Genomic DNA, 20,689 nt, shown 5'->3' on the forward strand with positions numbered 1-20,689 from the left:
TCTTGCCTTGCGGTCGACACCCGTTAGCCTTTGAATCTCGCGCTGGCTGGTGTTGCGATCAAGTAATGTTAGTACGGTGCTTTGCAGATGTGCCTTCAAGACGTTCAACTCCCGGTCCCCTCGCTGTATGAAAGGGGATGAAAATAAACGTCCTGCCTTACCGGCTACCGCTGTTCAGTAGCGCTGCCGGTGATCATCAGGTGGGGGAGTTTCAAGTGACCATACCCGGGGGATTTTGACCGACCCACGGGGCTTATGTCCCGACGTTTTCCAAGCTGGGCATTCTGGCAGACTTGACAAGCGCCTTCGGAGAAAAGAGCAAAGGCAAACTGTTCCCTAGCGACGTCCAGGGAGCTATTTATAAGGGGAAGATGCTGTCAATGCCGATGTGGGAGTCAACGCAGCTCCTGTTCTTCAACAAACAGCTTCTGGCCAAGGCCGATGTAGAAGCGCCGGGCGTCTCGCCCGACGCGCGCATGACCTGGGACAAGGTCATTGAGCTTGCCAAGAAGGTGCAGGCGGCCGGAGCCGAAACGGGCTTCGGTTTCGAGCAAGTCGATCGCTACTACCAGCTACAGGTCCTTCCGGAATCGCTTGGCGGCGGGCCGGGCGTCAGGGGTGACGACCTGCTGACCGTGGATGTGGCCAACGATGCTTGGCTGCAGGCAGGAAAATGGTATGGAAGTATTTTCGCCGATGGCGTGGCTTCGCGTGGTCGGACCGAGCAGGAGATGGGCGACCTATTCAAAGCTGGCCGGATTGCATTTCTTGTTGGCGGTCCCTGGCTGATCGCTGATTTCAACAAGGTCGACGGTCTTGACTATGCAGCGGCGCCTCATCCGTATTTTGCCGGCGGCAAGGCCGTGACGCCTTCTGAATCATGGCATCTGGGAGTGGCGGCGGACACAACGAAAGCCAACCTGGCCATGGAATTCTTGCACTACGTGGGTTTGGAAAAAGATGGAGCGCTAGTTGCCGCCACCAGCACAAGCCATCTATCCGCAAACGTCGACGCGGCGGCCGAGGTGTTGAGCGACATTCCCAAGCAAAATCCCAAGCTAAAGGGTGTTGATGCTCTGATGCGCTACGAACTCGCTAACACAGCCATTCGGCGACCGCGTACACTCGGATATCTCCAATTGGAGGAGCTGGTCACGCGTGCGTGGAGCGATATCCGCAACGGAAGTGACGCTGCCCAGACATTTCCGCAGCTTCAAAGTGAGCTTGAGCGTAGTTTTAAGCGCATTGAGCGCTAAAAGCGATGGCCATGGGAGCAGCTTATGAGAAACGAATTGTGAGGGTTGCTCCTATAATTCGGGGACTTTCAAAATGGAGAGCGGCCATAGCGCCGCTCCTCTTCCTCGCGCCGGCTCTGGTTGCTCTCATCGGGTTTCGGTTATTGCCAGCAGGCTGGCTCGTTCAGCAGAGCTTCTCGGGCGCGGACGGCGAATTCGCCGGATTTGATAATTTCGAGTTTCTTTTCGCGTCGCCTACGTTTGCCAAGACCCTGCGTGCCACCCTAACCTTTGTCGCGGTGACCGTGCCGCTGCAGACTGCAGTCGCTTTCGGCCTCGCTTTGCTGTTTGGCGAAAAGTCGCGGCTCGTCTCGCTGCTGCGAGCCTTGGTGTTTCTGCCAGTATTCATCCCATCGAGCGTCGCAGCCATCCTGTGGGGCGCCGCATACCGTCCGCAGGGATTGGCAAATGCGCTGCTGAGGTCTGTAGGCGTGAGCGCTCAACCGTTCCTCACATCGCCAGATCAGGCGCTGATGTCGATCACTGTGATGACTTCATGGATCGGATGCGGCTTCTGGATGATTTTCCTCATCGGTGGCTTAAAGGACATTCCTCGCGATCTTTATGAAGCAGCATCGATCGATGGGGCTGGGAAGCTTTCTTCGCTTTGGCACATCACTATCCCCCTCATGCGTCGGCCGCTGGCCTTCGTAGTCGTCGCTGACACGGTGGCTGCATTTCTGCTGTTCGCTCCGATCGCGTTACTTACCCGAGGAGGGCCCGGCGGCAGCACGCAGCTCATCATGTACGACGTCTATCAGCAAGCTTACTTTTTCAACGACGTGCCATTGGCTGCTGCGGAAGGGTTGACCTTGATGGTCATCATGATGGTCATCATCCTCATCCAGTTCCGGTTGCTATCGCGGGAGAAGCAACCGTGAGCGCCGGAGAAAAGAGCTCGGCCAGGGCGGTGCGCATGGTTCAGCTCCTATTCGGCATCGCTGTGGCCGCAAGCTTTCTGTTGCCAATCGTCTGGCTGGTTGCCGGAAGCCTCCGGCCGGGCAGTGAGATTTTCACCTCGCTCGATCCGCTTTCCATTGGCACCTTCATTCCGCCACAGCCGACGCTGGCAAATTTTGGCAGCGCGCTTGGCGGAGCGTTCCGGACCGGATTGATCAACTCGATCGTCGTGGCCGCAAGTACGGTGGTCGTGGCACTGTTGGTGTGCGCGGCCGCAGCATTCGCGTTAAGCGCCATGCAGTGGCGGGGCCGCGAGGTCGTCTTCGCCATCGTCGTCTTCAGCTTTTTGGTGCCCGAGGAGGTCGTGGCTGTACCGTTGTCCGCCATCTTCGCACACGCCGGGTTGCAGAACACCTACATCGCACTGATCATGCCCTTCGTGGGCAACGGCATAGTGATCTTCCTACTGCGGCAATTCTTTCTCGCCATACCGCGTTCGCTGATTGAAGCGGCTCAAGTCGATGGGGCCGGCTGGTTAAGGATTTTCATCGAGATTTTCCTGCCGCTTTCACGTCCGGCTCTCATCGCCGCCGGACTCATCCTCTTCAATGGGCAATGGCAGGCCTATCTCTGGCCGCTTCTGGTCACGACGCGCGCGGACATGTTCCTCGCTCCGATCACCCTCGGCCTTATGGTGGGGGAACACAGCAGCGACTACGGCCAGATCTTCGCCGCATCGACCATTCTGAGCCTCATTCCTGCAGTCATCCTGCTGGGCTTCCAACGCTTCTTCACCGACTCGGTAGCGATGTCGGGCGTAAAGGAATAATCTGGAGGATTCGAATGACCATACGTCATGCCGCGCACCGTCGCCTCGACGGCGTAGAGCGTAGCGATCTGGCGCACGGCGGCTTCGGCGATCGGGGACTTGGTGTTGCGCGCCAGCTTCACAAAACGTCGGCGCAGGTGGCTCCAGCAATGGACCAGCATCCATGGTCCTTGTGGCCGCTCCAAGCGTGTCAGCCGGTCATAGCCCTCATAGGCGTCAACCTGCAGGAACTGTCCGGCGAAGCCTTGAAGGAAGCGTTCGGCATGCTCGCCGCCGCGTCCCGGCGCATAGTGGAACAGCACGATGGGCGGGCCTTGGCCACCATGGCCGCGGTCATCGGAAGCGATTGCCCAGAAGAAGCCCTTCTTGACCTTGCCGCGTCCGGGATCGAGCACCGGCGCCGTGGTCTCGTCCATGAACAGGCGCTCGGCCGCAGCCAGATGCCCGCGCATGTGGTCGGCTATGGGCTTGAGATGGAAGCAGGCCCGGCCTGCCCAGTTGCCCAGTGTCGCCCGATCCAGCTGGATGCCCTGGCGGGCGTAGATCTCGGCCTGCCGGTAGAACGGCAAATGATCACCGAACTTGGCGACGATGACCTGGGCGATCAGCGCCTCGGTCGGCAGGCCGCCGGGCACGATATGCTCGGGCGCATGCGCCTGCACGACGGCGCCCGAGCAGCGCCGGCGAGCGTATTTCGGGCGGCGCGTGACCAGCACGCGCAGTTGCGCCGGGATTGCGTCGAGCCGCTCGCTGACATCCTCGCCGATCCTGGCCATCTCGCCGCAGCCGCACGGACACAGCGTGCTCTTGGGCTCGATGATCCGCTCCACTCGCGGCAGATGGGCAGGCAAGTGGCCACGATTGCGCTGGCGCGAACCGGACGAGCCGTCCGAACGCCCCTGGATGACCCGCTGCGCCTTTTCCTGCGCGGCATCGAGCACGCCCTGCGCGATCTCCACGTCTTCGAGTGGCAGGTGGTATTGATCGGGATGCAGCTTCTCGGACTTGGCGCCGAACTTCTCGTGATTGAGCTGGCTGACGACGCTCTCCAGCCGGCGGCGCGCCTCCTCGGATGCAGCTAAGGCAGCCTGGTGCTCGGCCAGGGCCGCTTGCGTCTGGGCCAGGAGCGCCTTCAAACGCTCGTTCTCTTCCTGGAGAACCGTCAGATTCATGCACTAAATCAAGCACATGAGTGCCGATAACGCCATTGGAGACAAGGCACCTGAGTCACTGTGCCACACTCATCCGGCAAGCTGCGGACGCCGTGCCCGCTCGGGGCGAACCAGTCTCCAATCCAGCCCTTCATCACTCCGTCGCGAACCTGCGGCCAGACGAACTTCGAGCCCTCGAGCCGCTTGTGAACGAGCACAAGGCCGGTGCGATCCCACACCAAAATCTTGATCCTGTCAGCCCTTTTGGCCCGGAAGACGAAGGCTGCCCCACAGTATGGGTCGAGGCCTAGCATCTCCTGCACAGCCAATGCCAATCCGTCCATGCCGCGCCGGAAGTCAACCGGCCGGGTCGCCACGTAGATCTTCAGATCGTTGCCCGGTGCAATCATCGCGAGGCCCGAACCGCTCGGATCACCTGCGACAGCTGCTCGAGGTCAACCGCCGTTCGGATCACCATGTCGTCGATCACGATTTCCACCTTCGCCGGCGTCGATTTCGATGGCCTCATCCTCCGCTGAGGCGCCGATGAGTCGTCCACCATCAACTGCGCGAACATCGGAGCCATGCTTTTCCGGCAGTGCCAGTTGTCCCTGACGAAGGCGACGCCGCCAATCGTAGACCTGCCAGCGGGTCGCGCCATGCTTGCGCGCGACCGCCGCCACCTGCACCCCCGGCATCAGGCTCTCGGCCGCAATCCGGGCTCTCTCGGCCTCCGAGCGAACCCGCCGTCCCGTTGGACCGTCCAGAACCTCGACCCGGCCTGCGTAGCCAGCTGTTGGGACGTCCAAATGGACGTCCATTTTGCCGTCTGCTCCCACGTAGGCCCTCCGTCTCTCGCGATCGGGGGGATTCTTCGCACATTCACCTCATGCGCCGCACGAGGGGAGCGGCGTGGCGCTTACATCCACGCCCACGCAATGGCGAAAGAGGCTTCTGCCCTACGCCACGGCTTGCCGCCGATGTCCCGCTGCCACACGGTCGCGACATATGTGCGGCGCGCCCTGCCAGTGTCCCTCCCCACCGGCAGGGTGCTCATTGTGGGGCGCGCCCAAAACGCGCACAGGGCTCYTTGCGTCGCCCGGCGCCGGGCCGATGCCGATGATGTGCTTCGCGGCGTCAAATGAGAGCGGCCGAGAGGAGGGGTGGAGGTCACCCGCGATTGACACGCCGACCTATATTGGCCGGGGCCAACTGGTCGCCGGGTGCGGCTTTTGACCTAATCACCCGCGCTTCATTGCCCGGAGATGACTTTGTAAATGCGATCAAAGGCCATCGCAGCCTGGTTTCGTCTGCGAAACCCGAAGCCGCGCAGGTCCCCGCGCTGTAGCACAGCAATCAGTTCACGAAGTTCGGACAAAAGAAGTTCCACTTCTTCATCCCAGTCCAATTTAGGCACGCAGCTCAGCCAAATTCGACCAATCTCGAAGTAGAGTTGCTCCGTTATCTCCCTCGCCCTAACATTTGAAATCGTACCAGCGAGAGCTTCTTCGACCTCCCGATGTATCTTACCCAGCAAATAAACATCATGATTTGACTTAAGCTGTTCCGCCTCATCAGACAACCTTTGTAGTGTGTGAATGGTAACGCTAGGAATCGGCAATTCTACAAATCTATAAAGATTCTCAGCCAGAACCATTCTGACCTCATATATCTGGCTGAGAGTTTTGGCATCGACATCCGTTACAGTAGTATAGGAGCCTTGAGATCGAACAAGAAGGTGTTCGAACTCGAGGCGCTGAAGCACTTTTCGAAGGGGTGTCCTACTGATCCCGAACTCAGCAGCAAGGGTGTTCTCCGACAACTTCGTTCCCGGTGAATACTCCAGCAGAGCAATACGAGTCCGTAGAATCTCATAAATCCCTGAAGCCCCGTTTAGGGACTGGTCAGTTTCTATAACATTCATTGCCTTCGCAAGACCCTATAATACCTTGGCAGATTCAAGAGAGAGCCTTTCCAGGCTACTAAACTTCGGCGAGATCTCTCGACGAATTCGTCAAGAAGACACCGCCGGACTTTTCAACCACCACACAGTCCGACAAGAAATTATCATTGCCCTCATCATCCGTAATCCACGTGAGAAGGTGGAATACCATTCCCTCTCGTATCTGGACAGTGCTCGCCCCATGAAGGCTGTTTATACCGGGGCCGCCTGTCCAGGTCGGAGGAAATGAGATCCCGACCGTGTAACCGCAGTGCTCGAGCCTCGGAAACGCGTTGGATGCATGAAGATGAGCCCGCCATGCAGCATGCACATCCGACGCGAGTGCTCCTGGCTTGAGCGCATTTAAGGCCTTGAGGTGCGCTTGGTTGCTGATCACGGAAAGCTTGCTTGCCGAAGTGGGTGCTGGACCGACATAGCCTGTTCGGGCCATCGGAGCGTGATATCTATCAATACAGCCCGAGAGCTCCAAAAGGAACGAGTCGCCGGTCTTCAACTCGCGAGAAGTCCACGTGGTGTGGGGTTCACATATCCTGTCCACAGACCTGATGAACGGGGGGAAACCAGGGGACTGTCCGCCGGTGGAAATCATCGCTCTGTAAACTTCGGCCGCGACAGCGTTTTCAGTCACCCCTTGGCCAGCTGCGGCAATTCCCGCAGAAATCATGACGTCGGAGACGCGTGCCGCGCGTTTGATCTGTTCGATTTCAAAGGCGGACTTGAGCATACGCATCTCCTCGACGATGCCCGACGAGTCAACAAAATCAGCGTCTGGGAGGGCGGCCCGAAGAGGAGCGTCGATTGCAACGTTAAAGGCGCTATTCCTCTGCAACGCCACCCGCCCGCTCTTGCCAGCGATCGCGACCAGTTGCGACGCCATTGCCGCCGCAACATCGTCATTATCGGCATATCCAATAAATCGCACGTCTTTAGCCTGTCGGAGGATGGTGGGTGTCTCAATGCTTCTCGCGAAGAGCACCGGCTTACCATTAGCTGGAACCAGCAGCGCATGCAGGCAGAAATAGCCCTCATAATCGAGGCCGGCCAGATAATAAATGTTCTCAGGGCTTGTAAAAATCGCCACATCAATACCGCGTTCCCGACACTTCTCCTGTACTTCTTCAACGCGGGATCCGCGCTCAACGCTAGCTTGGTCCACTATCTGATCCATTTCCATTTCCTTTCTAGTTTAGGGGATATTGCTGCGCTACGTTCCACCTTTGGTAGAAGTTGGGAGCGCAATGAGTTGCAGTTTGACCCGACGGCACTTGCCGTGGGATTTACAGCGAAGCGTTCTTGAAGCGAAGGCTACGTCGGTTCAACTGATCGACCAGGAGCATCAATATAATCGCCATGCCGATCAACAGAGTGGCCACTGCAGTTATTGTGGGGTTGAAACTTTCCCTCACGCCGCTCCACATCCGTATCGGCACAGTATGCTGTGGAGGCGTAGCGAGGAACAGAGTCACAACGATTTCGTCCCACGACCAAACGAAGGCAAAGATCGCCCCAGAGATGACCCCAGGTAAAATCAATGGCAAAGTCACCTCCCAGAAGGCGCGCGCAGGCGACGCCCCGTGCACCTCTGCTGCCCGCAAAAGTGTCTGATTGAATCCTTTGAGGGTGGCGGAAACAGTTATCACAACAAACGGAGCGCCAAGGGCGGCGTGAGCCAATATTAAGCCCCAGAATGTACCGACCAGCTTGAACTTCGCGAAGACATAGAAGAACCCGAGTCCGGACACAATTGCCGGCACTACCAACGGGGATACGAGGACAGCGAACACCATGTTTTTAAATCGCCAGCTGCTTTGGCTCAGCCCCAACGCGGCCAAAGTCCCCAGAACGGTCGCCACAACAGTCGACGAAATGCCGATAATGAAGCTATTCTGGATACCTCTTTGCCACATAAGCGATGCAGAAGAATCCCCGAAAATCTCCGCGTACCACCGCAGTGAAAGCCCCGGCATTGGATACGTAAAATAGGGTGCCGAATTGAATGATAAGGGTACGATTACAATGACCGGCATAATGAGGAAGCCCATTATCAGCGAACTGACAATCCAAAGTGTCATCGTCGAAAAGCCAGGGAACCGCTTACCTGTTAGCGAGGACATTCCTATGCCTCCTGCATGATGTTGGCGGCTCTAAGCCAGCCGAGCAAGACCATGACAACTCCAACGACGGCAAGCAGGAGCACGCTAAGCGCGGCCGCAAGACCCCAATTCCCAAAGTTGCTGGCATTCTGTGCGATATAGTAGCTCAACATTTGGTCGGCCGGTCCGCCAAGAAGAGCAGGCGTGATATAAAATCCGAGTGTAACAATAAACACCAACAATATTCCGGCCCCCAGGCCTGGAAAGCTGAGCGGAAGGTAGACTTCCCTGAAAGCTCGAAAAGGATGAGCCCCGAGCGTAGCCGCCGCGTTCATGTATGTACCCGGAATTTTCAGCATAACGCTGTAAAGCGGAAGCACCATGAAGGGAAGCATTACATGAGTCATCGCAACATAGACTGCGAACCGATTGTAGATCAGGTCCAGAGGTTGGGACCACAGTCCCAGAAATATTCCAATGTCGTTCACCAACCCGTGCTTTTGTAAGAGCACAAACCACGCAGTGGTGCGTACCAGCAATGACGTCCAGAATGGAAGCAGAACAAAGAGGATTAGTTTATTTCGCAGCGCGTCCGAGACGCCGGCAAGAAAGTATGCCAAAGGGTATCCAAGAATTACGCAGAATGATGTCACCACAAGCGTCATCCATAGCGTCCGGACAAGCACGTCGAGATAGAAACCGCGGCCCTCTGAGGCAGATCCTGTATTGGACAATCCGAGCGCAATCCTAAAGTAGAACAGCGAATAGGTGCTCGATGCGCTGCGGAGGGCCAGCCAATATCGGTTATCTGTCCAGCGTTGATCGATCTGGCTCAACGCTTCTGCGGCATCGACCGTCGGGACATCTGATATCTTCTGGCCGGTTTTCGTCAGAAGAGATTGAAATCCGGGTATCGCATAGTTCAAGCGACTACCCGCTTGGCCCAAACACCTATTGCTCACGGCTTGTTTGATGTCGGTAGCAAGGGCGGCAAATACCTCCTCGCTGGGCAGATCTGTCCCATCCCAGCGTTGAATTAGATCGGCGGTCTTTGGCAGCACAACAGAGACCTCAGGGTCTTGAATGCTCCTGGTCAGCATTATTACAATTGGGATGACGAATATCAGCGTGAGATACAAGAAGAGGGGCGCGACAAGCACGCTCCGGCGCGCCTCTCTTCTCCTCATTTCGCGGCGATAGCCAACGGCGGCCGATCCATTAGATCGTTGGACGTGGCTTTGGCAGTCACGGTCATCCAAATACTCCGGCAATTGCCAACCCCAATCCTGTCTAGAGCGGGTAGGCCGCCCGCAGTTACTACTGAGCAACCCAGTTGTTAAAGCGCTGTGTCAGATCTTCCTGGTGATCGACCCAAAACTGCACGTCCATCGGAAAACCATTCTTCAGGTTTTCCGCGCTTGTCGGGAGTTCGGCATTGAGGCCGGAGGGGATGAGCTTTCCGGCGGCCACGACGGCAGGGCCATTGGCGACGCGTTTGGAAACCTCGGCGATCAGTTCCGGTTTGGTAGCATACTGAAGGAATTTGTAAGTATTATCAACGTTCGGAGCGCCCTTCGGCATGATCCACATTGACGTTTCCCAGCGGAACTGATTCCAAACGGTCTTGATCTGTTTTTGATCCTCGCCATGCGCTGCACTGTAAAGCCTGCCATTCCAGCCGACTGTCATTGCCACTTCTTTATCCGCGAGGAGCTGAACGGACTGTGCGCCGGTCTCCCACCAGACGATGTTTGGTTTCAGCTTTGACAGGCTTGCGAACGCCCGATCGACACCGTCAGGTGTGCTCAGCACTTCGTAGACCTTGTCCATTGGCACGCCATCTGCCAGCAACGCGAACTCAAGGGTTCCGTTGGGAGACTTGCGCATAGCGCGTTTGCCCGGCCACTTTTCGACATTCCAGAAGTCGGCCCAGGACTTGGGGGCAGGTTCTGCCACCTGGTTTGTGTCGTAGGCAAAATTGACGGAGTAGATGACATCGGGAATACCGCACTCGATCAGGCTTCCAGGAACGAAGTCATCCTTTGTCAGTTTGAGCCGGCCAAGATCAAAACGTTCCAGGAAATCCTGCTGGCAGCCGATGGCGGCGATCACAGACTCGCTCTCTGCGAGCTGCCAATTGTATGTCCCAGTGGTGGCCATGGCGCGGATTTTACCGACGTCGCCGGAGAAAGCATCCGCGAGAACATTAATCCCTGTTTCCTTGGTGAAAGGCTCGTACACCTCTTTTCGCAAAGCCTCTTCGAATGTCCCACCATACGTGGCAATGGTGAGATCATCTGCGTTCGCGACCACGGTTGACCCCGCCAGTAATGCAACCAGTGTGAGAGCCGGGTACAGGTTGTTTGAGATACTACGCATGCACTTCCCCTTTTCTTCCTTTGTGAACGGCAACATTTCCTATGCATGTTAGGCGCGCGTCGCCCCTCGAGCGCCCTTGTCAACCCTCGCCAACAATTGATGTGTGATCCTGGTTAGGCTCGAAGGACCCTGCAGTCCTGCGACCTCCATCCAACGACTAGGTTTTGCCCAACTTGGTACTCGAGAGCGCCGCCCGTTCTTGGAATTTTGACGAGTATCTCTACATTTCCTGCTACATCTAGCCTAAGTCTGGTCTGGTCCCCCAGCGCGATAACTTCGTTAACGCGGGCAGGATACTTGTTGGCGAGATCCTCGGCTGGAGAGACTACAATGCACTCCGGACGGACCACCATAACCACATTCGCATCCGGCTGAATGAGGCTCGGACTAATTCCTTCGCCTTTGGAACCGTCATTAAGCTCTACCTGACAGATCTCGCCTTGCGAACGGATAGCCGTGGCATTGATCTTATTGTTATCGCCAACGAACGAAGCGACAAAGAGCGTCGCTGGCTCGTCATAAAGCTGCATGGGTGAGGCGATTTGCTGAATCCTGCCTTCGTTAAATACTGCGATCCGGTCCGCCATTGTGATTGCTTCACCCTGATCGTGCGTGACAAAGATCATGGTAACGCCTAGACGCTTATGTATCTGGCGCAACTCGAGCTGCATTTGTTCGCGAAGCCTCTTGTCCAGTGCGCCGAGCGGCTCATCGAAGAGAATGACAACTGGTTTAAAAACGAGCGCGCGCGCAAGCGCTATGCGCTGCTGTTGACCACCTGAGAGTTGATCAGGCCTTCTCTTGCCCATTTGTGGATCGCGCAGATCCACCATCTCAAGGGCCGATTGCCCGAGCTTGTAGGCATCCTTCCTCGACATTCCCTGCATTCGAAGTGGGAAGATAATATTTTCCATCACCGTCATGTGCGGGAAGAGCGAATAGTTCTGGAACACCATGCCAAACTTGCGCTTATGCGTTGGGGTGTCCTGAAGAGATCTCCCCGCCAAAGTGATGCGGCCACTAGATGGGTGCTCGAAACCGGCGAGCATTCCGAGAGTTGTACTTTTTCCCGAACCTGAGGGTCCGAGTAAGGCAAGAAACTCGCCTTCGTAGATGTCCAGACACAGATCGCGAACGGCGAAGTTCTTTCCGTCGTATGTCTTGCTAACCATATCGAACCTGATTAGCGGATCTCGATCGAGACCTTTGCTCAACTTCCGACCTCCCGGTGCAGCAGCGTGCAGTGCTCTCCTCAAGCCCCGCTCGTCATATTCACCAGGCTAACACAGGAATGGCTTGTGTACAAGATGGAGTCCTGTGCGCGGCCAGACTTTTCTTGCTCTCATGTGCGAGCGCGCAACTGATGAGGGATGGCCCTAGCCAGGATTGGCTGTTTCGGAGTAACAGCGTCCCTGAATCGCCTAAAGGCGCAGATACTTCGGGAGTTTTATCGCCGACAAGCCCCCTCTGTCCAAAGTGTTGGACTAAGAAGGCTCACAGAGAGCGACGCCTGTCGGCAGCGAGAAGTTAATCGCGCGAGCAGCTTGTGCACAAGGTGATCGCCAGTCGTTGCGAAAGGAAGAGCGGCTTGAATTTGGAATTTAGTAACCAGCTTCACTCTCAGGGCAGCCGGACCGGCACCACGATTTCGTGTTCGGATTCCGGGACGGTTAGGCGTTGGGTCCTATTCCATGATGGGTCTGTTTGGACACCCACGACCAGCTAGACTAGCCGGATAGGATAGAGAGACGCTGGAGGAGTGGCAGCAAATAATGCTGCCAAAATGCTGGTTTGGACCTCGAGGGCGGACAGAACAATTCGAGTTCGGCGCTAGTTCGACTTGGTTTAGGTCTAGGAGCGCGAATATTCAACGCGGCTTGCGTTTCGACAGCATCTTGGCCGCCAGATGGCCCGCGGTTCTTTTGATTGCGGTCCACAGGATGATCCTCGCGCGGCGGCGTCGCCACGAGACAGCGAGAAGCCAGTTGCATGAATGACAGATAGAGGACCATTGAAGCGTGACTTCCTTTCGCGATCTTACTCATTTGCCGGCGTGTTTGCTTCCTCGGTAGTGAGGTGATCAGCCAAGAAGCTGGTCAGCGACGTTGCAAACGTCGTTGGGATCAAGACTGTGAATTCGTCGCGGCCATAGCGGTCGATAAGGACGCTGACATGGTGAATGGCCGTCTGCGCGAAATGTCCAACCGGGAAGGCTGCGTCGGCAAAGTCGATAGCAGTTACACGACTGAAAAGCCCGCTGGCGCCGGGTCCTTCGAGCGTGAGGCATACACGCGCGTCCGAGAGATCGAGGACGGCCAGATCGATGACGCTTTGCAAGCCGAGAGTGGTGTCCGACCGGATCAGCGCCCGGTCGGGCGCAATGCGCCAAACTATAGTCCGCCCGCGGCGGGCCGATGAGCGATAGCCTCCTGGCAGCGACAGCCCCTCTGCCCGAAGCGCATCGTCTGCCTTCCTATCGAAATCTTCCCATCCGGCAAGTTGCGTCAGATAGCCCAATTCAACTTCGTTGATTGTGACCGCCAGGTAGTCGCTGGTTGTGCCGATTGCCGGCAGCGTGTGTTTCTTAACCATTCTGGCGATGTCCTTCAGGGTCGAAGAAATGATGGGAGACCACTTTCCCTTGTAGCGTTTGTTTGCCCACGAAATCGACCACTTGGATTGTCTCGCCAAATCGCTCTGGTCCCCGCGACAAGAGCGCGAGGGCAATGTTCATTTTCAGCGCCGGAGAGTAGGTTACCGAAGAAACCCACCCCTCTCCATGGCCCTTGGTGGGAGCATTCAGTGCGTACAAAAGGGAGCCCGCCCGCGTGCTTGTGTCTCCAACGATTTCCAGCCCCACCAACGAAGGTCGTGCTGGATCTTCGAGCACCGGACGCTTTCGCAATACGGAGCCGACGAATGGCTTCTTGCTCGAAGCAAAGCCTTCAAGACCTAGATCCTTCAGGGTTGTGCGCCCTTCGATTTCTGAGCCCGTTATGTGACCCTTCTCGATACGAAGCGCGCCCATTGCCTCGAGACCGTAGGGCTTGAGATTATATGGAGCGCCGGCCGCAATAAGAGCTTCCCATATTTGGCGGCCACGTTTGGCCGGAACGTAAAGCTCGTAGGCAAGTTCACCCGAGAAGCTCATGCGATGCAGGCGGCAAGCCACTCCAGCAATTGTGACGTCCGCAAAATGATTATTCGGCAGGGCATCGTTGCTTAGTTCTGCCCCGGTGAGGGCAGTCACAAGAGCCCGAGATTTCGGACCGGCGATGGCGATCGCAGACCACTGATCTGTGACCGACGTGACATGCACCTTGAGATCGCGCCACGCGGTTTGAAGCAGGTATTCAGCTCTCGCAAGTACATTCGCGGCGTTCGCAGTTGTGGTCGTCATGAAGTAGTCATGTTCGCTCAGACGTGTTGTGGCCCCGTCGTCAAAGACGAAGCCGTCCTCGCGCAGCATAATGCCGTAGCGCAGTTTTCCAATCGGAAGTGTCTTGAAGCCATTCACGTATATTCGATTGAGGAACTCTGCGGCGTCGGGTCCCTGCACCGCGATTTTACCCAGCGTTGAAACGTCTACGATGCCGACATGCTCGCGCACGTGCGCGGCTTCGCGAATATAGGCGTCGTTGATGTCTTCACCTCTGGCCGGATAGTACCAGGGCCGTAGCCAGGCGCCTGTCTCGATCATGACCGCACCGTTATCCTGATGCCAGCCATGTATCGTCGTAAGCCTGGTCGGACGAAAATTGAGCCCATGGTCATGGCCGACGACGGCGCCAATCGTCACCGGAGTATAGGGTGGGCGGAAGGTCGTCGTGCCGACGGAAGGGATGGCGAGCCCCCGAAGTTCTGCCATGCGGGCGAGCGCATTGAGGTTCGAAGTCTTGCCTTGGTCGGCTGCCATGCCAGAGGTGGTATAGCGCTTGAGATGTTCGACCGAGACGTAGCCCTCGAGATGGGCCTGATCGATATCTGCCAGTTTGACATCGTGCTGGAAATCCACGAACGCCTTACCAGGGGTGCGGCCATTCGCCTTGGCAATGACTGTCAGCGGCGCAAGATTGCGGCCCCAGTGATCAGCGTGGCCAAATAGCGCGGGTTCCTTCCCGATGGCCCCACCAGCTTTATGGCCCTGCGAGAGGGTATCCCTGAGCGACGGAGAGCCGACAAGCGATCCGACGCAGCTGAAGGTCCCTTTTTCCGCAGGTGGAAGAAACGCGTCCAGCTCCTCGTTGTATTGTGGCTTTCCAAATCGCTGGCTCCAAAGGTGCAGCGCCGGAGCCCAGCCGCCGGATACGGTAACGAGATCGCAAGCAATCCGAGTAGCGTTGCCCTCTATTTTACCTCCCGGGCTGATGCGAACGACGTGCGCAACCTTCACGCTTTTGCCGCCAGACACTTTTAGGACCGCATGACCGGATCGCAGATCAATTCCGGCTTTTCTTGCGCTCTCGACGAATTGCGGCGGCGCTTCCTGTCGGAGGTCGCAGATCGTTACCTTAGCTCCAGCCTTTGCAAGTTCGATGGCAGCCGTGTACGCGCTATCATTGTTCGTTGCGACGACAATGCGCTCACCGGCAAGAACGGCATAGCGGTTGAGGTAACTGCGAACTGCTGATGTGAGCATCACTCCGGGCACGTCATTTCCGGCAAAAACCATTGGGCGTTCGATGGCTCCGGTAGCTAAGACCGCCCGTTTAGCTCGCACAACCCAATATCGCTGCCGCGGTTTTGCCTGCTCAGGTGCAAGCACGTGGTCCTGCACGCGCTCCACGAGGCCAAACACCTCGCAGTCATAGGCACCGAACGCCGTCGTTCGCGTCAGAATTCGAACGTTAGGACGGTCGCTCAGCTCAGCACGCGCCTGGGCAAGCCATGCATCGGAAGGTGCGCCGACCGGTTCACTAAGAAGGGATCCGCCGAGGTCGCGGTCTTGCTCGACCAAAAAGACACTATCGCCCTTGCGGCCAGCTGCAAGGGCGGCCGAAATGCCAGCGGGACCTGCGCCAACTATTAGAAGATCGCAGAAAGCATTGATCTTCTCATAGTGGTCAGGGTCCGGAAGAGTCGGCGCCTGACCCATGCCGGCAGCCTTGCGGATGAAATGCTCGCAGAACATCCAAAACTTCGTCCCTCGAAAGGGGCCGATGAAAGTCTTGTAGTAGAAGCCCGCGCCGAAGAAGCGCGACAGCAGGCCGTTGACAGCTCCTACGTCGAATTGGAGACTTGGCCAGACATTCTGCGGGGTCGACGTCAGACCATCGAAAGCTTCCACCATCGTTGCCTGTGCATTGGGTTCGTGGCGATCACCACTGCGGAGATGCACCAAGGCGTTCGGCTCTTCAACGCCCGCTGCGACCACACCGCGCGGCCGATGGTATTTGAAGCTGCGCCCAACAATCTGCTGCCCGCCGGCTAGCAAAGCGGATGCCAGAGTGTCGCCAGGATATGCTGGCAGAGACTTGCCGTCGAATTTAACGCTAAGCTCACGGGAGCGATCGATCCGCCCCCCAGTTTTGAGGCGCCGCGCTGTCATGCTGCCACCTCACGAGCCAGAGCCGAACCAAAAATCTCATGAGTGAGCGTATCTCGATCGACGACAATCCACTGCCTGCAACCGCTCACGTGATGCCAATATTCCTTGTGCGGTCCTCGCGGATTGTCGCGGATAAACACATAGTCATGCCAGACCTTTTGATCGGCCTCGTTCATATCCGGGCGGCGAACACTTGCATCTTCGCCGTAACTGAACTCGGTTTCGTCCCGCAGTCCGCAAACAGGGCAAGGGATTCTCAACATGATTGAACCTCAATGAGCTTTCGGATACGGGCCAGCACCCGCCTCGTCGATTTGGTAACCACGCTCGAAGCGCTCTAGGGTGAATGCCGCATTGTCGGGATGCGGCTCGCCCTTCGCGATCGTCCATGCGAAACAGTAGCCGGAGCCCGGTATCGCTTTGAACCCGCCGTAATTCCAGCCCCCGGTTAACCAGAGCCCTTCGACTGGCATCTTGCCGATGATCGGCGAACCATCCATGGTCATGTCCATGACCCCGGCCCATTGGCGAAGCAGTCGTAAACGCGAGATCGAGGGGATGAGGGCTTTGGCGCTTTGGAGCGTGTGTTCTACTATGGGCAGCCCCCCGCGCTGGGCATACGAGTTGAACCCGTCGAGATCGCCGCCCAGTACCAAGCCGCCCTTGTCGGACTGGCTGATGTAGAAATGCGCCCCACCATAGACAATTACATGGTCTACGAGCGGCTTCACCGGTTCTGTGACGAAAGCTTGGAGAACGTGCGTTTCGATCGGCAAACGAAGCCCGGCTTTTGCCGCCAAATGGCTGGTATGACCGGCCACCGCCAGGGCGACCTTTTTGGCGCGAATCGGACCGCGTGTCGTCTCGACGCCAACGATCGTTTGGTTGTCCCAGATGTAGTTGGTTACCTCGCACTGCTGGATGATGTCGACACCCTGTTTGTCTGCTCCACGCGCGTACCCCCATGCGACCGCATCGTGACGCGCCGTACCCGCGCGAGGCTGTAGAAATGCCCCGTATATCGGGAACCGGGCCGTGGGTGAGTAGTCGAGGAAAGGCAGCCGCTTCATTATTTGGGCGCGGTCGAAAAATTCGGCCTCAATGCCGTTAGCCAGCATGACATTGGCGCGGCGCCGCAGGCCTTCCGCCTGACCGGGCGAGTGGAAGACAAAGTAATAGCCGCGCCGTGACAGCATGACATTGTAGTTCAAGTCTTGACTGAGGTTGTCCCATAGCCGCATCGACCGATCGTAGAACGCCGAGTTACCGGGTATCATATAGTTCGAGCGTACGATGGTGGTGTTGCGGCCCGTATTCCCGCCCCCCAGCCAACCCTTTTCAAGCACAGCCACGTTGCGGATGCCATGCTCCTTGGCCAGATAGTAAGCTGTTGCGAGGCCGTGGCCGCCGGCGCCGACAATGACCACGTCGTAGCTTGGCTTCGGTGCAGGATCGCGCCAGGCACGGGACCAGTGCCTGTTGCCAGTCAGGCCATGACGCAATATGGCAAGGGCTGAATAATGGCTCATGCGACTCCTCGTTTATGTATTCTCGCGACTCGGGCGAAGCGGGCAAGGTTTTCAATACGTATTATCTGGTTTTCAAAGTGTCGATCGACAGCTACCAAACGCGATCGCACAGCTTGATTCCGTTTAAGAGCTGGTAACTTTCGAGGGGCTTGACTTTTTTACGATCCGCTTTGGACTACGATGCAGTCCTGCGGGAGGAAAGTTATTGCGACCTCGTGGCCGGATTTCTCAAGGGCCTGCCCATAGTACTTTTCAGTCACGGCAAGCAGTTGACCGCCTGCGATTTCGACCACCAAATGAAGATCGGCCCCAAGGTGGGCGACGTCCCTTATCGTGCCGCGCATCTTGTTGACGGGCGAGTCTCCCGACGATTCAATAGCTGCCCCAATTCGAATGCGCTCAGGCCTGACGCAGACGTCAAACACGCCGTCATTCCGGCTGCTGTCGGGCATGTGCACGAACATCCGGGTACCGTCGTTGGCTTTGAGTTCAGCGATGCCTTTCGCGCTCCTCGTGAGCTGACCGGTGAACCAGTTTGAGCGGCCAATGAACTCGGCGACAAAGCGCGTCTTTGGATTGGCATAGATGTCCGTCGGCGGCCCTTGCTGCATGATCTTTCCGGCACTCATGACAATGACGCTGTCGCCCAGGCTCATGGCTTCTTCCTGGTCATGGGTGACGACGATCGTCGTGGCGTTCACGGCAGAAAGAATTGCCTTCAGCTCGAACCGCAGTTCCTGGCGCAATTTCGCGTCGAGGGCCGATAGCGGTTCATCGAGCAAAACCACCTCGGGGTTTGTGGCCAATGCCCGGGCAAGCGCCACGCGTTGCTGCTGACCGCCGCTCAATTGGCCGGGCCGCCGATCCTCAAAGCCCTTAAGTCTGACCAATGACAACATTTCGGCGACGCGATCCGGGATCTTTGCCTTTTCAAATTTGCGATGCTTCAATCCATAGGCGACGTTCTCGGCGACCGTCATGTGCGGAAACAGGGCATAGTCCTGAAACAAGAGGCCGACGTTGCGCTCGTAGGGTCGCCTGCCCTTCATATCGACGCCGGAGAACATGACAGCGCCCTCATTGGCATTCTCAAACCCGGCGATCAGCCGCAAGGTCGTTGTCTTGCCGCATCCGCTAGGGCCGAGCAGCGACAGAATCTGTCCCTTCTCAACGGTGAATGAGACGTTTTCGACCGCGAGGAAGGCTCCATAGCGCCTGGTGACATGCGAAAGTTCAAGAACACTCATTTCAGAAGCCTCCTATGACCTGAAAACGCCCTTGCCGATCAGTCGGTCGAGGCCGATTGTTCGGTCAAGGACGAGGATCAGGGCGAAGGTGAATATCATCAACAGAACAGCAGCTGCGGCGATCGTTAGATCAAAGTTCGTTCGCATCATGCTCACCATCGCGACAGGCAGGGTGTACGTGTCTGGCGATGTGAGGAACAAACTCACCGCAACATCGTCCATGGAGAAGGCGAACGCGAAGACCGCTCCCGCGACAATGCCGGTGCGGGCGAGCGGAAAGGTGATGTCCCAGAATGCCCGACGTTCGGTGGCGCCAAGACTCATGGCAGCTTCAGTCAAGGTTTTTCGGATTCCAACCAGGCCAGCAAGCGTCGTGCGGACCGTGTAGGGAAACGTGATGATGATGTGCCCGCCGAGCAGTCGCGTGAACCCGTCGAACACACCGATGTTGGCGAAAAACAGCAGGAGCGCAAAACCGATCACGACGGCAGGAACGATGAGCGGCGATAGGAAAAGCGATTCCAAGGCCTGCTTGCCAGGACCTGCATAGCGGTCAAGGGCAATAGCGGCGCTGACGCCCGCCGTTGTGGAGACAATGGTTGTGATGAGTGCCAACCGGAGACTGGTTGCCAATCCGGTTAGATAGTAGTCGTCAGAAAAGAAATGCTTGTACCACCGAAGGGAGTATTCCGGCGGCGGAAACCGGCCCAGATACTCCCGGGCATCGAACGACATCGTCACGGCAACGGCGATTGGAAAAATGAGGAACACCAATACAACGACGATGTTGGCGACGCTCAGCCAGGTTGCGGCATTATCGACATAGCGTTTCACAGGACCGGCCTTACCTGAGGTTGCCGTATCGCTTCGAAACCATCCACGTTATTCCGTAGATTGTACTCAGCGCCACGATAAGCATGGTGATCGCGACGGCGGAACCACTCGGATAATTGGCGATCTCGCTGAAGCGTGAATAAATGAGATTGGAGACAAACAGCACCTTGCCTTTTCCGAGAATCATCGGAACGACGAATGCGCTGAGGCATAGTGTAAAGCAAATCATGAAAGCCGACAGCAGTCCGGGCATGCAGAGCGGCAGGGTTATCGAAAGGTGCGACCTTAGCCGCGAAGCGCCAAGTACTTGCGATGCATCTACTAGTCTAGGGTTTAGGTTTTGTATCGTTCCCAACAATGTAAGAGCCGAAATCGGGATCAAATAGTGCAATAGACCGAAAATAACGACCAATTCTGTATAGAAACGGCCATTCGCCGACACATTCAGGAGACCCGACAGGAGCTGACCATAACCGGTGGGCCCGAATGTCAGTTGGAGCGCATTGACGCGCACCAATGTACTCAGGAACATCATGCCTATGAGAAAGCCAATGGCGAGCTTCCTTAGCAGGGGCGAAGGCTGCCTGGCGACTGAGTAAGCAATCGGAAACGCGACGACGAGGGCGATCAGCGATGATAAAATACCGAATTTGAACGTTTCGGCAAAATACCTCAAATACGATGGCGTCAGGATCTCAGCGTAGTTAAACAACGTATATGGGGCATCCTTGGCCGAGCCGATCCGGCCCGGTTCGTAAAGGCGAAAACTCTCGTCGAGAACATTCACGAGCGGGAAGAGCAGAAAGCCCAGGAATAAGGCGAATCMTGGCAGCAGTAACAGCGCGGAGCTACGTGAAGACTTCATCAGCAGGTTCCAGTCCCATTGCGATCGAMAAAAAGCCGTCGGGCGCAGAATGGCGC

At 56.9% G+C, this 20,689-nt stretch carries 17 protein-coding genes and 2 pseudogenes; 3 read left to right on the top strand and 16 right to left on the bottom strand.

What is annotated here, in order from left to right; translation table 11 throughout:
- Nucleotides 1-263: 263 nt before the first annotated feature.
- The 3 genes and pseudogenes from AC1D0N_RS30625 to AC1D0N_RS30635 all read left to right on the top strand — a co-directional run.
- Nucleotides 264-1,256: pseudogene (locus AC1D0N_RS30625) on the top strand (sugar ABC transporter substrate-binding protein); the annotation flags it as partial.
- A gap of 5 nt (nucleotides 1,257-1,261) precedes the next feature.
- Nucleotides 1,262-2,176, top strand: coding sequence for a carbohydrate ABC transporter permease (locus AC1D0N_RS30630; protein WP_477250225.1), 915 nt, complete (start codon nucleotides 1,262-1,264; stop codon nucleotides 2,174-2,176).
- A complete protein-coding gene (locus AC1D0N_RS30635; protein ID WP_477250227.1) occupies nucleotides 2,173-3,024 on the top strand; it encodes a carbohydrate ABC transporter permease in 852 nt (283 codons plus the stop codon). The genes AC1D0N_RS30630 and AC1D0N_RS30635 overlap by 4 nt, the downstream gene beginning before the upstream one ends.
- Here the strand turns inward: AC1D0N_RS30635 and tnpC are convergent.
- The 16 genes and pseudogenes from tnpC to AC1D0N_RS30715 all read right to left on the bottom strand — a co-directional run bounded on the left by tnpC (nucleotide 2,910) and on the right by AC1D0N_RS30715 (nucleotide 20,633).
- Nucleotides 2,910-4,196, bottom strand: a complete 1,287-nt coding sequence (tnpC, locus tag AC1D0N_RS30640) for an IS66 family transposase (protein ID WP_477250229.1) — start codon at nucleotides 4,194-4,196, stop codon at nucleotides 2,910-2,912. The two genes, AC1D0N_RS30635 and tnpC, sit on opposite strands and share 115 nt — an antisense overlap.
- A gap of 69 nt (nucleotides 4,197-4,265) precedes the next feature.
- Nucleotides 4,266-4,585: pseudogene (gene tnpB, locus AC1D0N_RS30645) on the bottom strand (IS66 family insertion sequence element accessory protein TnpB).
- Between the two features lie 45 nt (nucleotides 4,586-4,630).
- Nucleotides 4,631-4,996, bottom strand: coding sequence for a transposase (locus AC1D0N_RS30650; protein ID WP_477250230.1), 366 nt, complete (start codon nucleotides 4,994-4,996; stop codon nucleotides 4,631-4,633).
- 431 nt (nucleotides 4,997-5,427) lie between these two features.
- Entirely contained in the window at nucleotides 5,428-6,099 is a 672-nt protein-coding gene (locus AC1D0N_RS30655; RefSeq protein ID WP_477250232.1) for a GntR family transcriptional regulator, read from the bottom strand.
- Between the two features lie 58 nt (nucleotides 6,100-6,157).
- Nucleotides 6,158-7,306, bottom strand: coding sequence for a M24 family metallopeptidase (locus AC1D0N_RS30660; RefSeq protein ID WP_477250234.1), 1,149 nt, complete (start codon nucleotides 7,304-7,306; stop codon nucleotides 6,158-6,160).
- 109 nt (nucleotides 7,307-7,415) lie between these two features.
- Nucleotides 7,416-8,252: an ABC transporter permease gene (locus AC1D0N_RS30665; protein WP_477250236.1), complete on the bottom strand. Its 837-nt coding sequence runs from the start codon at nucleotides 8,250-8,252 to the stop codon at nucleotides 7,416-7,418.
- A 2-nt stretch (nucleotides 8,253-8,254) separates the two neighbouring features.
- Nucleotides 8,255-9,391, bottom strand: a complete 1,137-nt coding sequence (locus tag AC1D0N_RS30670; RefSeq protein WP_477250238.1) for an ABC transporter permease — start codon at nucleotides 9,389-9,391, stop codon at nucleotides 8,255-8,257.
- Nucleotides 9,392-9,548: 157 nt separating this feature from the next.
- Nucleotides 9,549-10,610, bottom strand: coding sequence for an ABC transporter substrate-binding protein (locus AC1D0N_RS30675; protein ID WP_477250240.1), 1,062 nt, complete (start codon nucleotides 10,608-10,610; stop codon nucleotides 9,549-9,551).
- A gap of 113 nt (nucleotides 10,611-10,723) precedes the next feature.
- Complete coding sequence (locus AC1D0N_RS30680) at nucleotides 10,724-11,824, bottom strand: ABC transporter ATP-binding protein (RefSeq protein ID WP_477250242.1); 1,101 nt, start codon at nucleotides 11,822-11,824, stop codon at nucleotides 10,724-10,726.
- Nucleotides 11,825-12,647: 823 nt separating this feature from the next.
- Nucleotides 12,648-13,202 carry a sarcosine oxidase subunit gamma gene (locus AC1D0N_RS30685; RefSeq protein ID WP_477250243.1) on the bottom strand — a complete coding sequence of 185 codons (555 nt, stop codon included), beginning with the start codon at nucleotides 13,200-13,202 and terminating at the stop codon, nucleotides 12,648-12,650.
- A complete protein-coding gene (locus tag AC1D0N_RS30690; RefSeq protein WP_477250245.1) occupies nucleotides 13,195-16,158 on the bottom strand; it encodes a sarcosine oxidase subunit alpha family protein in 2,964 nt (987 codons plus the stop codon). The genes AC1D0N_RS30685 and AC1D0N_RS30690 overlap by 8 nt, the downstream gene beginning before the upstream one ends.
- The gene (locus AC1D0N_RS30695) at nucleotides 16,155-16,421 is read right to left on the bottom strand and encodes a sarcosine oxidase subunit delta (RefSeq protein WP_477250247.1); all 267 of its coding nucleotides are present in this window, start codon (nucleotides 16,419-16,421) and stop codon (nucleotides 16,155-16,157) included. The genes AC1D0N_RS30690 and AC1D0N_RS30695 overlap by 4 nt, the downstream gene beginning before the upstream one ends.
- Nucleotides 16,422-16,430: 9 nt before the next feature.
- Nucleotides 16,431-17,687: a sarcosine oxidase subunit beta family protein gene (locus tag AC1D0N_RS30700; RefSeq protein WP_477250249.1), complete on the bottom strand. Its 1,257-nt coding sequence runs from the start codon at nucleotides 17,685-17,687 to the stop codon at nucleotides 16,431-16,433.
- A gap of 158 nt (nucleotides 17,688-17,845) precedes the next feature.
- Nucleotides 17,846-18,934: an ABC transporter ATP-binding protein gene (locus AC1D0N_RS30705; protein ID WP_477250250.1), complete on the bottom strand. Its 1,089-nt coding sequence runs from the start codon at nucleotides 18,932-18,934 to the stop codon at nucleotides 17,846-17,848.
- A 12-nt stretch (nucleotides 18,935-18,946) separates the two neighbouring features.
- Nucleotides 18,947-19,768: an ABC transporter permease gene (locus AC1D0N_RS30710; protein WP_352904199.1), complete on the bottom strand. Its 822-nt coding sequence runs from the start codon at nucleotides 19,766-19,768 to the stop codon at nucleotides 18,947-18,949.
- Nucleotides 19,769-19,778: 10 nt separating this feature from the next.
- Nucleotides 19,779-20,633 (bottom strand): ABC transporter permease, encoded by an 855-nt coding sequence (locus AC1D0N_RS30715; protein WP_477250252.1) that lies wholly within the window; start codon nucleotides 20,631-20,633, stop codon nucleotides 19,779-19,781.
- Between the last annotated feature and the right edge of the window lie 56 nt (nucleotides 20,634-20,689).

This window comes from Mesorhizobium sp. P2_E10 (assembly GCF_056404235.1).